Origin of the sequence: Psychrobacillus mangrovi, from assembly GCF_037104765.1 — a bacterium.
Taxonomy (GTDB): domain Bacteria; phylum Bacillota; class Bacilli; order Bacillales_A; family Planococcaceae; genus Psychrobacillus; species Psychrobacillus mangrovi.
Window position 1 is genome coordinate 1 of sequence record NZ_JBAWSY010000026.1, and the last position, 13,161, is coordinate 13,161.

18 protein-coding genes are annotated in these 13,161 nt (G+C 35.3%); 12 read left to right on the top strand and 6 right to left on the bottom strand.

The features are described from left to right. Nucleotides 1–513 precede the first annotated feature (513 nt). Together lipA and WAX74_RS19170 are read left to right on the top strand one after the other, a co-directional pair. Nucleotides 514–1,449 (top strand): lipoyl synthase, encoded by a 936-nt coding sequence (gene lipA / locus WAX74_RS19165; protein WP_336499268.1) that lies wholly within the window; start codon nt 514–516, stop codon nt 1,447–1,449. A 14-nt stretch (nt 1,450–1,463) separates the two neighbouring features. Beyond that, on the top strand, nt 1,464–1,805 hold the full coding sequence (locus WAX74_RS19170) for a YutD family protein (protein ID WP_336499308.1): 342 nt from the start codon (nt 1,464–1,466) through the stop codon (nt 1,803–1,805). 20 nt (nt 1,806–1,825) lie between these two features. On the opposite strand, the gene WAX74_RS19175 is transcribed toward WAX74_RS19170, so the two are convergent. Further along, nucleotides 1,826–2,092, bottom strand: coding sequence for a DUF3055 domain-containing protein (locus tag WAX74_RS19175; protein ID WP_336499269.1), 267 nt, complete (start codon nt 2,090–2,092; stop codon nt 1,826–1,828). 85 nt (nt 2,093–2,177) lie between these two features. Between WAX74_RS19175 and WAX74_RS19180 the strand changes: the two genes are divergently transcribed. Both WAX74_RS19180 and WAX74_RS19185 read left to right on the top strand, forming a co-directional pair. After that, nucleotides 2,178–2,639 carry a DUF86 domain-containing protein gene (locus WAX74_RS19180; RefSeq protein WP_336499270.1) on the top strand — a complete coding sequence of 154 codons (462 nt, stop codon included), beginning with the start codon at nt 2,178–2,180 and terminating at the stop codon, nt 2,637–2,639. After that, a complete protein-coding gene (locus WAX74_RS19185) occupies nt 2,626–3,390 on the top strand; it encodes a TIGR01457 family HAD-type hydrolase (protein ID WP_336499271.1) in 765 nt (254 codons plus the stop codon). The genes WAX74_RS19180 and WAX74_RS19185 overlap by 14 nt, the downstream gene beginning before the upstream one ends. Nucleotides 3,391–3,419: 29 nt before the next feature. Here WAX74_RS19185 and WAX74_RS19190 read toward each other — a convergent pair whose 3' ends face one another. Further along, nucleotides 3,420–3,656: a YuzB family protein gene (locus WAX74_RS19190; protein ID WP_336499272.1), complete on the bottom strand. Its 237-nt coding sequence runs from the start codon at nt 3,654–3,656 to the stop codon at nt 3,420–3,422. Between the two features lie 127 nt (nt 3,657–3,783). Here WAX74_RS19190 and WAX74_RS19195 point away from each other — a divergent pair, with 127 nt between their 5' ends. After that, a complete protein-coding gene (locus WAX74_RS19195) occupies nt 3,784–4,851 on the top strand; it encodes an NAD(P)/FAD-dependent oxidoreductase (protein ID WP_336499273.1) in 1,068 nt (355 codons plus the stop codon). Nucleotides 4,852–4,995: 144 nt separating this feature from the next. Here the strand turns inward: WAX74_RS19195 and WAX74_RS19200 are convergent, their stop codons facing one another. Next, a complete protein-coding gene (locus tag WAX74_RS19200; RefSeq protein ID WP_336499274.1) occupies nt 4,996–5,325 on the bottom strand; it encodes a YuzD family protein in 330 nt (109 codons plus the stop codon). Nucleotides 5,326–5,408: 83 nt separating this feature from the next. On the opposite strand from WAX74_RS19200, the gene WAX74_RS19205 reads away from it, so the two are divergent. Then, a complete protein-coding gene (locus WAX74_RS19205) occupies nt 5,409–5,642 on the top strand; it encodes a NifU family protein (protein WP_090567122.1) in 234 nt (77 codons plus the stop codon). Nucleotides 5,643–5,664: 22 nt separating this feature from the next. Here WAX74_RS19205 and WAX74_RS19210 read toward each other — a convergent pair whose 3' ends face one another. After that, nucleotides 5,665–6,360 carry a DUF2225 domain-containing protein gene (locus tag WAX74_RS19210; RefSeq protein ID WP_336499276.1) on the bottom strand — a complete coding sequence of 232 codons (696 nt, stop codon included), beginning with the start codon at nt 6,358–6,360 and terminating at the stop codon, nt 5,665–5,667. Nucleotides 6,361–6,541: 181 nt separating this feature from the next. On the opposite strand from WAX74_RS19210, the gene WAX74_RS19215 reads away from it, so the two are divergent. After that, on the top strand, nt 6,542–6,904 hold the full coding sequence (locus tag WAX74_RS19215; RefSeq protein WP_336499277.1) for a HesB/IscA family protein: 363 nt from the start codon (nt 6,542–6,544) through the stop codon (nt 6,902–6,904). Nucleotides 6,905–7,067: 163 nt separating this feature from the next. On the opposite strand, the gene WAX74_RS19220 is transcribed toward WAX74_RS19215, so the two are convergent. Beyond that, on the bottom strand, nt 7,068–7,523 hold the full coding sequence (locus tag WAX74_RS19220) for a hypothetical protein (protein WP_336499278.1): 456 nt from the start codon (nt 7,521–7,523) through the stop codon (nt 7,068–7,070). 392 nt (nt 7,524–7,915) lie between these two features. On the opposite strand from WAX74_RS19220, the gene WAX74_RS19225 reads away from it, so the two are divergent. From WAX74_RS19225 to WAX74_RS19235, 3 genes are all read left to right on the top strand, one after another. Then, nucleotides 7,916–9,127: an NAD(P)/FAD-dependent oxidoreductase gene (locus WAX74_RS19225; protein WP_336499279.1), complete on the top strand. Its 1,212-nt coding sequence runs from the start codon at nt 7,916–7,918 to the stop codon at nt 9,125–9,127. A gap of 428 nt (nt 9,128–9,555) precedes the next feature. Further along, a complete protein-coding gene (locus WAX74_RS19230) occupies nt 9,556–9,681 on the top strand; it encodes a YuiA family protein (protein WP_336499280.1) in 126 nt (41 codons plus the stop codon). A gap of 98 nt (nt 9,682–9,779) precedes the next feature. Beyond that, entirely contained in the window at nt 9,780–10,106 is a 327-nt protein-coding gene (locus tag WAX74_RS19235) for a YuiB family protein (RefSeq protein WP_336499281.1), read from the top strand. 648 nt (nt 10,107–10,754) lie between these two features. Here WAX74_RS19235 and WAX74_RS19240 read toward each other — a convergent pair. After that, a complete protein-coding gene (locus WAX74_RS19240; RefSeq protein ID WP_336499282.1) occupies nt 10,755–11,231 on the bottom strand; it encodes a divergent PAP2 family protein in 477 nt (158 codons plus the stop codon). 120 nt (nt 11,232–11,351) lie between these two features. Between WAX74_RS19240 and WAX74_RS19245 the strand changes: the two genes are divergently transcribed. Together WAX74_RS19245 and WAX74_RS19250 are read left to right on the top strand one after the other, a co-directional pair. Further along, nucleotides 11,352–12,854 carry a leucyl aminopeptidase gene (locus WAX74_RS19245; RefSeq protein WP_336499283.1) on the top strand — a complete coding sequence of 501 codons (1,503 nt, stop codon included), beginning with the start codon at nt 11,352–11,354 and terminating at the stop codon, nt 12,852–12,854. 59 nt (nt 12,855–12,913) lie between these two features. Then, complete coding sequence (locus WAX74_RS19250; RefSeq protein ID WP_336499284.1) at nt 12,914–13,159, top strand: hypothetical protein; 246 nt, start codon at nt 12,914–12,916, stop codon at nt 13,157–13,159. Nucleotides 13,160–13,161 lie beyond the last annotated feature (2 nt).

Consider the following 13,161-nt stretch of genomic DNA (forward strand, 5'->3'; position numbering starts at 1 on the left):
AAATTTCGTTAGGGCTTTTCGGCATGCATAAATTTGATTTGGGAGTGGTACCCCTCCCAAATCAAACCAATAATTTAATAATCAAGCCTAAAAAAAGACTTGACTGGAGGTAAGAAAGCGTCCGCCTCGAACGGAAATCAACTGGGTACATACTTTCTAAGAAATACCTTGAAAAGTTTTTCAGTGGCCACACTTCGTTAGGGTCTCGTCTGTCTCGCTTTCCCGCAGGAGTCGAGCGGACGCTTCTCCAAACCAATAAAATGATACATTATTATTTTCTATATACTCAGCAAGAATAATCTTGAGTTATTAGAAAATGAAGACAAAAAATCAAAATAACGAATGAGGCCAAATTAACCAACTGCCTTTTTTCTTCAATTTGAACAGAGCTAAAATAAGCTCTGTTTTTTTTATTATCATTGGTTATACATGGAATCAGATGGTTGTTTGAATTAAAATAATATGGTACATTGACAACAGTGTAGTTAGTATTTAGAATGGGGTGGATATAAAGTGACATCGTGTAAACCGACGAAATCGGAGCATCAACGTAAACCAGATTGGTTAAAGATAAAGTTAAATACGAATGAAGATTACAAGGGTCTTAAAAAATTAATGCGTGAGAATAATTTACATACAGTTTGTGAAGAAGCAAGATGCCCAAATATTCATGAATGTTGGGGTTCACGAAGAACAGCTACTTTTATGATTCTTGGAGCAGTTTGTACCCGTGCATGTCGTTTTTGTGCAGTTAAAACTGGTCTTCCAACTGAGCTAGATTTAGCAGAACCAGAACGCGTAGCCGATTCAGTAGTTATTATGAACTTGAAGCATGCTGTTGTAACGGCAGTTGCCCGTGATGATTTAAAAGATGGTGGTTCAGAAGTTTTTGCCGAAACTATTCGTGCTATCCGCCGCAAAAATCCATTTACGACAATCGAAGTTTTACCTTCAGATATGGGTGGAATTGAACAAAATATTCGTAATATTATGGACGCCAAACCAGATATATTAAACCATAATATTGAAACGGTACGCCGTTTGACTCCTAGAGTTCGTGCAAGAGCAAAATATGATCGTTCACTAGAGTTGTTACGACGAGCTAAAGAAATGCAACCAAACATTCCTACTAAGTCTTCCTTAATGCTAGGTTTAGGGGAAACACATGAAGAAATTATAGAAGTAATGGATGATCTACGAGCAAATAGTGTAGACATAATGACAATTGGTCAATACTTGCAACCAACGAAAAAACATTTACCAGTACTAAAATATTATTCACCAGCTGAATTTGGTGAACTTCGTAAAATAGCAATGAGTAAAGGATTCTCCCACTGTGAAGCTGGTCCACTTGTAAGAAGTAGTTATCATGCAGATGAGCAAGTAAATGCTGCTGCGAAACAAAGACAAGCACAAGGTGAGGAACTTCTAGCTACTCAAAATAGCTAATGGATGGTGATCAAATGATTATTGCAGAAGGATATACCTATGAAGTCATAGAAGATTACCGAGAAGCATTTAAAGAAGAAGCATTTTTAGAAAGATATAGTGAAATATTATCCAAGTATGACTTTATTATGGGTGATTGGGGCTATGGTCAGCTTCGTTTAAAGGGCTTTTTTGAAGATCGAAACCATAAAGCTACTTTTGATACAAAAATAAGTACGATGAAAGACTATTTATATGAGTATTGTAACTTTGGTTGTGCCTATTTTCTAATAAAGAAAACTGGAGTCGCTCCTAAAGTAGTACCAGTTGAAATAGTTGAACCTATACAAGAAAACCTTGAGCAAGATCATCAATGATGATTAATGCTCAAGGTTTTTTAGTTAAGTAATTCTCTTAAGTAATCTCTTAATTCTTCCGCTTCTACTTCTGTTCTATTATATACATGTTCTAAATATCCGGGTTCTTCTAAATCATCAGGTCCAAGAATTGCAGCTCGTCCGTATTGGATATCCATCACAAGTACTTTACCAAAAAAACGAGAGCTTTGTAGGACGGCCAAATCATAACGTTGTGATTCACCTGTAAATCCTACAAATCTCGTTTTAGTATCTTCGACATCATCATATAAGAAAAATCGTTCCATCTTGTGACACTCCTTCCTACCTCTTAATTATGGTACTATAGAATAGAAGACAATATCAACTGAACAAAAATTAGGAGGCATTTCGATGTATTTTGTGGATCGAAAAAAAATTGCAACTACTATAACACATATGAGATCATTGCTTGATTTATTAGAAAGTAAAACAGATTGGAACGAAGACCAAATTTCAAAATTAGCTCTAGAACGGGTGGGTCATAATTTGATTGAGTCCATTATAGATGTGGGTAATTCTATGATTGATGGCTTCATTATGAGAGATCCAGGTGGATATGATGATATTATTGATATTTTAACTGATGAAAAAGTAATAACGGCTGAAATGGATGCTCCATTAAAAGAAGTGATTGAATATAGAAAAGTACTTGTCCGTGATTTTCACTCAGTCAACAATACACAATTATATAAAGTGCTCCTATCTAATATTTCTTATTTGAAGGAATTTCCATTGAAAGTAGAAAATTATTTATTAAATGAACTTGGTCCAGTTTCTGCATTTTTACCGGAGGATTCCAATGTCCAATTATAAGGCATATTGTTTAGATTTAGATGGCACCGTTTATAAAGGCAATACTCCCATAAAAGAAGCAGTAGAATTCATTCACTATTTACAAGTAAAAGGTGTGGAGCCCTTTTTTGTGACGAATAACTCTTCTATGACACAAAAACAATTTCAGCAAAAGCTTGCTAAGATGGATATTAACACAGAAACGGACCATATTGTGTCTTCCTCGATTGCTGCTGCGAATTATATTGAAGAACATTTCCCTGGAAAATCTGTTTTTATGATAGGGGAAAGTGGCTTACAAGACGCATTAGATTCTAAACAAATTATGCGAACACAAGATGTAGCTGAAGTTGTTGTAATGGGAATAGATCGACAAATCAATTACGAGAAGTTCGCGATTGCTTGTCTTTCAGTCCGTGCTGGAGCTACTTTCTTATCTACGAATAGTGATCATGCTTTTCCTAGCGAAAGAGGATTTCTCCCTGGAAATGGAGCTTTTACCAAATTGGTAGAATATTCTACAGGAGTGGATGCTTTGTTTATGGGAAAACCTCAGCCATTTATGCTTGAATACATTCAAAAACAATTTGGATATAAAAAGGAAGAGATGGTTATGATTGGTGACAATTACCTGACAGATGTTTTAACTGGGATTAATATGGGTATACATACAGTGCATGTAAATAGTGGTGTTAATCGTACTGAAGAAGTTCGTCAGAAAGTTGCACAGCCAACGTATTTTTTGGAATCATTAAGTGAATGGATCATATAAAAAAAGACTGCGATATTGATCGCAGTCTTTTAAAATAAAGGATTTTCCTCAATGTATTTGTATATGTTTATAACAAGTTCACTTGGAGTGTCTGCTTCGACAACATCACCGTTGACGATAGCGAAAAAAGTTTCAGAGCACAATGAGCAATAGCTTAAACAACCATACTCTAATACATCTAAATTAGGATCTTGTTCTAAAATATCATAAGCTTCTTGTGAACCATTTGCAAGGTTGCTTATGCAAAATTCAACCATTGGATTCATAGCTGTCACCTCACTACTTCGTCATGCTACTCTTTTTTTATTCATTCGTCAATGGAGAAGTCTTATTGTGAAATCCATCACAATCATTTATAATTTGAAGTGACATTTAGAGATGAGGGATAATATTATGCGAAAGTTAGTATTGTTAGGTGGAGGATATGGTAATATGCGTATTTTACTTCGCTTATTACCAAATAACTTACCAGATGATGTAGAAATCACATTAATTGACCGAACGCCATTTCATAGTTTAAAAACTGAATTTTATGCGTTAGCAGCTGGCACATCTTCTGATCATGAAATTCGTGTTGCTTTTCCAGAAAGTCAAAAGTTAACGATTAAATATGGAGAAGTTTTAGAAATTGATGTGGAGAGTAAACAGGTGTTATTAGAAGATGGGCAAGCTATCGGTTACGACGATCTAGTAATAGGTCTCGGTTGTGAGGATAAGTATCACAGTGTACCTGGTGCCGATGAATTCACATATAGCATTCAGACAATCGGGCGTTCCCGTGACACGTACAACAAACTAGGTGGACTTCCTTCAGGTTCAATTGTTGGGATTGTTGGTGCTGGTCTCAGTGGAATTGAGCTTGCAAGTGAATTACGTGAAAGTCGTCCAGATTTGAGAATTAAACTTTTTGATCGTAGTGAACGTGTATTAAGAGATTTTCCTGAGCGATTGAGTAATTTTGTAAAAAAATGGTTTGATACAAACGATGTAGAAGTTGTTAGTAACTCAAATATCACAAAGGTAGAACCAAACAAATTATACAATCATCAAGAAGTTATTCCTGTAGATGTTGTAGTTTGGACAGCAGGAATTCAACCTGCCGCACCGGTACGAGCGTTACCAGGTGAAAAAGACAAATCAGGTCGTGTCATTTTAACACAATATCACGATTTACCAAGCTATGAAAATGTCTTTGTTGTAGGGGATTGTGCTTCTCTTCCTTTGGCACCAAGTGCACAACTTGCGGAGGAGCAAGCAGAACAGATTGTAAAAGTGTTACAAGCACGTTGGAAGGGTCTACCACTTCCAGAAAAGATGCCTGAGATTAAGCTGAAAGGCTTCATGGGATCTCTAGGAAAAAAACAAGGATTTGCTTACTTAGCAGATATATCAGTAACAGGCCGTATCGCAAGACTAATGAAATCTGGATTGCTATGGATGTACAAGCGACATAATGGATAAAAGCTATGTTTAAAATCTGCATTATAAGATGAGAGCAAATAAAAAAAGCTTCGAAACGGTGATTAAAATCACGCTTCGAGGCTTTTCGTTTTGAAAATCGATCATTCAGATAACAGAATGGATAAACCTATTAATCTAGTCATATTAAGTTTCACTCATATAGCCATATTTCTCGAGGGCTGCATATACTGGTTTTAATTGAATATAGCCTTCGCCAATGACTTCTTCATTGATCATAACAAGAGGGTAGAAAAATTCATCATCTGCAATTCGATTTGCAATTGTTTGATGCTTTTCATTCTCAATTGGCTTTTCGATATCGATATATGTAAATGTTACTTGATGATTAGGAAATTTTCTATCGATGGCTGCTTGTAGCCATTCGTATGTATCCTTAGAGGATGGTGCATTTACGCAACTTGCACACACGATGTCAGCACCAAAGATTTCTATATTTATTGCTTGAGTAGCCATTTGAACAGTTCTCCTTCGAATTCTTTATTGGATTTTTTCCTTACTTCACATTATAATGATTATAGCGAAAGGAGTCGATAGATATGACTGATACAATGAATGAACAAGTACAAGAAGTTTTAGATAAATTACGCCCATTTTTACTTCGTGATGGGGGAGACTGTGAGCTTGTAGACATTGAAGATGGTATTGTTAAGCTACGCCTTTTAGGAGCTTGTGGAAGCTGCCCAAGTTCAACGATTACATTAAAAGCAGGTATTGAACGTGCACTATTGGAAGAAGTTCCAGGAGTAGTAGAAGTAGAGCAAGTATTTTAATTAACCATTTTAAAAAGAAGCCTTAAACTAAGGCTTCTTTTTCTTTATTCTCTCGTATTTCTTGCCAGCGTTCTTTTGCCATTTCAATAACTTTTGGTTCGATAGAGGTACTTTGTTTTTCAATTACTTTTGAAAAATACCGTGTGGCGTATTCAATGTCACCAATTCTTCGAGACAATTCCGCTATTAAATAGAGCACACGAGTTTCCGTCATCTGAGTACCATTGTAATCATCGTTTGAGTATGAATCGGCATATCGATCACGAGCAATCTTCATGAATCGCTGCTCTTGATCTTGATTCTGTTGAAGTCGATATAACCAAGCGGTTCTAAGTGCCAAACCTGCTATATTAATAAATTTTTCTTTCTTTAACGTACCACAGTGGATTCCAAGTTTATATGCCATAATTCCTTCTGCTAAGGTTCTTACATCTCCCAAAGAGTGGGGAACCCATTTATTTGCAACTTCTGCTTGAATAATTTCTTTTACACCTGGAGCAAAGTATTTCGTATAATCATCTGTAAATGAAAAACCACAATGCTCACAAACAAAAATATTATAGAGAAGTGGATTCACTTCTTTATTTTGATAAATAGGTTGAAAGTCCGTTTCATGGCTTTCTACTTTAATAAATTTTGAGCGTACTTTTGTTGATTTAAATTTTTTTTTGCAGTGCAAACATTCGATATCTTTTAGATAATACGGAGTAATTTCCATTGTGTCTCCTCTTTTCGCAATTTGCTTCAGTAGTTCTATTATACTATGTTTATCTATTTCTATAATAGTTCTATTATACTTTATTTATTTCTGAAAAGCGACGAAATTCTTCAAGCGGTTTTCCTTGTCTAGATAGTAAAAACATTGATATTATAGAAAGAAGGAAGGAAGGGTGATTCAGATGTCAGAGGTAGTAATTTTATCTGAAGCGGCAGCTTACCGCATAAAAGAAATGATGAAGCATAACGGAGAAGAAGGATCGACGCTTCGTATTGCAGTAAATGGTGGTGGATGTAGCGGTCTTTCTTATGGAATGGGTTTTGAAAAGGATAAAAAGGAAGACGATATAGAGCTACAGCTGCATGGTATAGATATTGTTGTTTCACCAGAAGATGCCTCCATCTTAAATGGTACTTCAATTGATTATAAAGAATCTCTAATGGGTGGCGGATTTACAATCGACAATCCTAACGCCATCGCATCTTGCGGATGTGGTTCGTCGTTTAGAACTGCTAAAAAAGAAGGAACACCAGAGAGCTGTTAGTAAAGTGCCAGGATATATGAATTACAACTGAAATTGTATGAAAACAACCCTAATTAAGGTTGATTAGGGTTGTTAATTACGCCACTTTAATTGTTAATGTTGCTAAACATTTATATATCAAAAATATGAGTAATGTAATATTTGAAAAAAATATGTTCTAAAATTAATTAAAAAGATAGTTTAGGACTCGAAGTTTAATAAATAAAAAAGGGAAAATTATTAAAATAAACGACCATATTAAAGCTGAAATACCATAATTATTTGCAAAAATAAATGATGCACCTAAGGTGAACATGGCAATTGTATATACTGAAGCAATTATTAAAATGAGTAAACCTAATTCACTATCTTCTTTGTCTGAAGACATTGTAAAAGTTTGTTTTAACAAAAATACAGAAAATGTTAAAGTATATAATCCAACTAAAAAATCCATTATAATTTTTATTAATCGAAAGTCCAACATATTATTATGATTAACTAATAATAAATTCTCCTTTCCAACTACTGTAGACAACAGAAAATCAACTACCTTAAAGGGTAATCCACTTAAAATAAGAGCCATACAAACGAATCCAGTTCCGTTTCTCAAGAACTGATAAAAATTTTCACTATTATCCAATCTTATCCCTCCGTAGAACTTGTACATATATATTTTTAATAACGTTAGATTTGTTCATATTGATTTAGAGATTCACAATCGACATCAATAACGCCATTGCAACGTTTGGATGTGTTTCGTCGTTTAGAGCAGCTAATAAAGAAGGAATACCAGGAGGTTGTTAATTTAAAGCAGATAACATTTTCTTAAAAGAGAAATTGCTTTTTTTAAAACGGAAACTTTCAGTAAATTTTTAAATTTACATTCAGCTAACAATGTATTGAAATAGTGCCCCAAAAGGTCTAATATAAGAGATAAGGGTTTTTTGTCGTATAATAGACAAAATAAAAATCTATATGATGTATATCAGAAAAGATTTTCTAAAAAATATATTAAAGGTGGTTGCGATCTTCGTGAAAAGACCAACAATTCTAGTATTAGGTGCAGGTTATGGTGGATTATCTACTGTAGTGAACCTTCAGAAAATAGTAGGTACGGATGAAGCAGATATAATTCTAGTGAATAAAAACGATTACCATTATGAGTCAACATGGTTACATGAAGCTTCTGCTGGTACTTTACGTCCAGACCAAGTTCGTTATGATGTAAAAGATGTTATAAACTCAAGTAAAGTAAATTTTGTAAAAGCAACAGTTGATGGCATTGACGTTAATGCGAAAAAAGTAACGACAAGTGCTGGTGAGTATACATATGATTACTTAGTAATCGGTTTAGGCTTTGAAGGAGAAACTTTTGGAATTCCTGGCTTAGATAAATATGCACTTTCCATTGCTAATGTAAATGCAGCTCGTCAAATTCGTGACCATATTGAATATCAATTTGCTACTTGGTCTACAGAAGAAGTGCAAGATGACACACGCTTAACGATTGTTGTAGGTGGAGCTGGATTCTCTGGTATCGAATTTTTAGGTGAGTTAGGAAATCGTATTCCTGAACTTTGTAAAGAATATGATGTGCCAAAAGAAAAAATACGCGTAGTTTGTGTTGAAGCTGCTCCAATGGTTCTTCCTGGATTCGATCCTGAATTAGTGGAATATGCAGTAAGACAATTAGAGGCTAAAGGAATTGAATTCTCTATCGGTACACCAGTAGTAGAAGCAACTCCTGAAGGCGTTAAAATTAAAAAAGGCGAAGAAGAATTCGAATTCATTACAGCTGGTACAGTTGTATGGGCAGCTGGAGTTCGTGGAAATCGCTTAATCGAATCATCAGGAATTGAAAACATGCGCGCACGTGTAAAAGTGGAAAAAGATATGCGTGCTCCTGGATTCCCAGATGTATTTATCGTTGGAGATTGTGCTCTAATGATTAATGAAGAAACAAATCGTCCTTATCCGCCAACAGCGCAAATCGCAATGCAACAAGCAGTTACAATTGCTAAAAATATTGTTGCTCTTATCAAAGGAAATGATACAGAAGAATTCGTTCCTTCACTTAAAGGAACAGTATGTTCACTTGGTGAGCACGATGCAATTGGTGATGTGATGGGTAGAAAACTTACTGGTACTAAAGCTTCTATTATGAAAAAAGTAATTGATAACCGTGCACTATTCATGATCGGTGGAATTCCACTTGTATTGAAAAAAGGTAAATTTACTCTATAATATATTATGATTTCTTTGAGCTCTCACTGTATGAAAAATTACAGTGAGAGCTTTTTTTAAAGGAGATTAATATTATGGGATGAGAAAATAGAGGAAATATTTGATTAGGAGTTGCAGATATAGTCGTTAATGATAGAGGAGAATGGTTAGTAAAAAAAACAATTCTACAGGCTCAGCTATTTTGAATTATATGAAGTAAAGCGATTCATCCTATTGTCTTATTTGCATCTGTAATTATTCTAGAATTAGCATTAAAGAAAGTAGAGGAGGGGTTTATTACTTTTGAAGGGGTTAATCCTTGGAGATGTATTTGTTTATAGTAGTTATAAGTTATTTTATAAGTAGAAACAGAAATTTATTTACAACAATTTTGTTATATGTTATATTATCTGAATATTAAGAATAGATAATGTAAGGAGGCGATTTAAATGCAAAAACTTAAAAAAGATGTAAATCCAAAAAATTGTCCATATTGTAAAGGTGAAGGCTATTTTCAATTGAGATTAGGTGGATCTGAAACTTGTGGATGTTGTAATGGATCGGGAAAAAAATGAGGAGAGATTTATGACAAATGAGTGAAAACATAGAAGTGCATTGAATACTAACCTCCGTTAAGGTAAACTATTTAGAGATACTACGGAGGTAATAGATTATGCAAGATTTTATGCTAGTACAAATGATACTCTCAGTTCTTATATTTTTTGTCATGTTTTTCGGAATCGCCTTTTTAGTAAATATGCTTTTACGAATGACTTGGTTTGTGGCATTTCTTTATCCACTTGTTGTTGTATTTATTATTGATGAAGTACGATTTTTTGATTACTTTACAAAGGCAGGAGCAGCATTTTCTGCTTTGGGGGACAAAATAGTCTCACTCCATACTGCAGATATTATCATTTTATCTAGTGGTTTAGTTGGTGCGATTGCTGCAGGTTTTGTTATTAAGTATCTACGAAAAAATGGATATCAAATGTTCTAAAAAAGGGATGATCCCTCAAAAGGGTCATCCTTTAGTTCTGTTTAGAGGTCTGTATCGTTTTTTATTCTTTTAATAGTCAAAGAGCATCTTTGAAATTGGATTCTTTCGACTTTCACATCACCAACTAGAAGCATTCGCGCTGGCCGCACGTCCGCATGAGCCGCTGTATGCGCTAGCGCATTTCGCTGTCTCATACGGCACGTCATGCGGCTCGCAAGGCGGGAATGCTAGTGTCCTCTCTTAAAAATGAGTAATGTAGATTCTTTGTATTTCTTTGACAATCATAAGTCCAAAATATTGAATTCAGCGTTATTTTTTTATTGAAGTAATACTGGATAGACTGTTCCTTCTAGGATGTGCGCCTTACACGGCGCAAGAGAGTGAAGAATGAGATCCCGTATAGGATGTGGGAGCGACTCATCCTGCGAAGGCTCATGCGTAGCGTGCGGCAAGCGCACATCCGTTGCATTAATTAGCAGTTGTTGACGACAAATGTGTGATCTTTGCATCTTTACATATTAATAATGAGGCTTATTAAGCCGACCAATAAAAAAACACTATCGTATTCAATAATGAATAGACAGTGTTTTTTTGATTTTCTTTTGTAGGATATTATCATATTACTTTAAATGAATTGGCCATATTTAATTATTCTATTGTGTTGTAAATAATAATCGAGATCACAATACCAGTGAGTGCACCCATAAAAACTTCCATCGGTTTGTGACCTAGAAGCGTTTTTAATTCTATGATTTTCTCTTCATTATTCTTATTTGCCCATCCTTTTGTTTGCTCAACAAATAATTGAAAATCCACTCTCATTTGGTTAATCATGATTGCTTGTTGTCCTGCTTGAAAACGTACGCCTGTTGCATCGAACATAACGATAATAGCAAATACAGTGGATACTGCAAATAGTGGAGAATCTAGACCTGTTTCATAAGCAATTGCAGTACAAAGCGAAGTTACAGCAGCTGAGTGAGAACTAGGCATTCCACCGGTAGAAGTGAATAACTTCCAATCTATTTTCTTTGTTATTAAAAAATGTATAGGAATTTTAACAAATTGAGCAAAGAAAATGGAAAAAAGTGCAGCCAATAATGGAGTGTTCTGGAGGATTGCCAAAGTAGACACCGCCTTTCTTCTTAACTTTAAGTAAGACTAGTATAACACATTCATACAATTCGAAAAATGTATGAACTTCTTATATAATAATAATGTATCCGAATTTTAGGAGGAAAAATAATGATTATTAGCACGAATACTGTTTTATTTGATGAAGTTCAATCGGAAACTTTGGTAGTCGGGGTTTCCAAGAATGTAGAGAATATAAGTAATTGGAACGATTTTTTAGCGAGCTTTGGCACACATTTTACGGACTGGATTAAAAGTGGTGACATTTCTTCAGAGCTTAAAAAAGTTGTAAAAGTTCCTGTTGCAAACAAAGATGGAGTAAAAAGAATTCTATTTGTTGGAATTGGTGATCGTAAGCAACTCACTCAAGACAAACTTCGTCAAATCTTTGGTCTTGTTGGAAAAGAGCTTTTATCAAGTAAGCCAGAATCATTAGCAATCTGGGTACCTTCATTTGCAAATGAATCAATTTTGGATGCAGATATTGCATACTTGGCAGCTGAAGGTATAGGAATGGGTTCTTTCACATTTGAAGGGTACAAAACAACGTCGAATGTACCGGATTATTATTTACCAGCTATTGAGCTATTAACAGAGGAAGAGTCGGATGAAGTAGTATCATACTTTGAAATTGGATCTATTTATGCAGATGCAGTTAATGAGGCAAGAATATTAGTGAATACTCCTGGGAATGTTCTTACTTCTACTCAATTAGGCGAATATGCAAGAGAACTTGGCAATACCTACGACTTCGATACAGAGATCTTAGGTAAAAAAGAAATTGAAGAACTTGGTATGGGAGCACTTCTTGCTGTAAACCAAGGTTCTGTAGAAGAGCCACGATTGATTGTATTGAAGTATCAAGCTACTGAAGAGTGGGAAGATGTAGTTGCTTTAGTTGGTAAAGGAATTACGTTCGATACTGGTGGTTATTCGATTAAAACAAAAACAGGTATTGTTGGTATGAAAGGCGACATGGGTGGGGCTGCGGCAGTACTTGGAGCTATGCAAATAATTGGTGAGCTTCGCCCAAATAAAAACGTAATCGCAGTTATTGCTTCTACAGATAATATGATTTCTGGTAATGCGTTCAAACCGGATGATGTGATTACTTCCATGAGTGGTAAAACGATTGAAATTTTGAATACCGATGCAGAAGGTAGATTAGTATTAGCTGATGCAGTAACCTATGCAAAACAACAAGGAGCAAATTATATTGTAGATGTGGCTACATTAACAGGTGGAGTAATTACAGCACTTGGCTACGACAAAACAGGTGCACTAACAAATAATGAAGCGTTTTTTGAAACATTTATGGAGTCCTCTATTGAAACAGGTGAATTTACATGGAGATTACCTCTAACTGAAAATGATAAAAAACGAATTCGTAAGAGTGATGTAGCAGACTTAAATAATTCACCTGGTGGAGATGGCCATATGATTTTTGGTGGTGGATTCGTAGGTGAGTTTGTTGAGGACACACCTTGGATTCATTTAGATATCGCTGGCACATCCGATACTAAGTCTGCACATGATCTAGGTCCTAAAGGTGGAACTGGTGTAATGGTTCGGACACTTGCAACACTAATTGAGAGAATGGCAGAAGAAGAGTAGGCAAAAGGCTTAGCCTGGTAAACCCAAAACGCATACACTGAGATGAAAGGAGGAGCAGCATGGTAAGATTTCATCGAGGTGGTTTTGGGGGAGGATTTAGAGGCACAGGTTTTGGAGGCTTCGGAGGCTTCGGAGGCCCTTTTGTAGGAAGCTTTTTCGGAGGTCTCTTAGGTTCTGCTATAGGTGACAATTTTGGTTACGGAGGTAGGGGTTACCCTTATTATCAGCCGTATCCATATTATCCATATTATCCACCTTATCCATACTATCCATACCCGTATTATGGTGGCTATGGTGGCTATTAATT

Excerpts from the sequence above, each read along its gene's own strand:
- WAX74_RS19205 (WP_090567122.1), top strand. The coding sequence starts at position 5,409 with ATGACTGATACAATGAATGAACAAGTACAAGAAGTTTTAGATAAATTA.
- WAX74_RS19230 (WP_336499280.1), top strand. The coding sequence starts at position 9,556 with ATGCAAAAACTTAAAAAAGATGTAAATCCAAAAAATTGTCCATATTGT.
- WAX74_RS19250 (WP_336499284.1), top strand. The coding sequence starts at position 12,914 with ATGGTAAGATTTCATCGAGGTGGTTTTGGGGGAGGATTTAGAGGCACA.
- WAX74_RS19215 (WP_336499277.1), top strand. The coding sequence starts at position 6,542 with ATGTCAGAGGTAGTAATTTTATCTGAAGCGGCAGCTTACCGCATAAAA.
- WAX74_RS19245 (WP_336499283.1), top strand. The coding sequence starts at position 11,352 with ATGATTATTAGCACGAATACTGTTTTATTTGATGAAGTTCAATCGGAA.
- WAX74_RS19195 (WP_336499273.1), top strand. The coding sequence starts at position 3,784 with ATGCGAAAGTTAGTATTGTTAGGTGGAGGATATGGTAATATGCGTATT.
- WAX74_RS19235 (WP_336499281.1), top strand. The coding sequence starts at position 9,780 with ATGCAAGATTTTATGCTAGTACAAATGATACTCTCAGTTCTTATATTT.
- WAX74_RS19190 (WP_336499272.1), bottom strand. The coding sequence starts at position 3,656 with ATGAATCCAATGGTTGAATTTTGCATAAGCAACCTTGCAAATGGTTCA.
- WAX74_RS19175 (WP_336499269.1), bottom strand. The coding sequence starts at position 2,092 with ATGGAACGATTTTTCTTATATGATGATGTCGAAGATACTAAAACGAGA.
- WAX74_RS19210 (WP_336499276.1), bottom strand. The coding sequence starts at position 6,360 with ATGGAAATTACTCCGTATTATCTAAAAGATATCGAATGTTTGCACTGC.
- WAX74_RS19180 (WP_336499270.1), top strand. The coding sequence starts at position 2,178 with ATGTATTTTGTGGATCGAAAAAAAATTGCAACTACTATAACACATATG.
- WAX74_RS19200 (WP_336499274.1), bottom strand. The coding sequence starts at position 5,325 with ATGGCTACTCAAGCAATAAATATAGAAATCTTTGGTGCTGACATCGTG.
- WAX74_RS19185 (WP_336499271.1), top strand. The coding sequence starts at position 2,626 with ATGTCCAATTATAAGGCATATTGTTTAGATTTAGATGGCACCGTTTAT.
- WAX74_RS19170 (WP_336499308.1), top strand. The coding sequence starts at position 1,464 with ATGATTATTGCAGAAGGATATACCTATGAAGTCATAGAAGATTACCGA.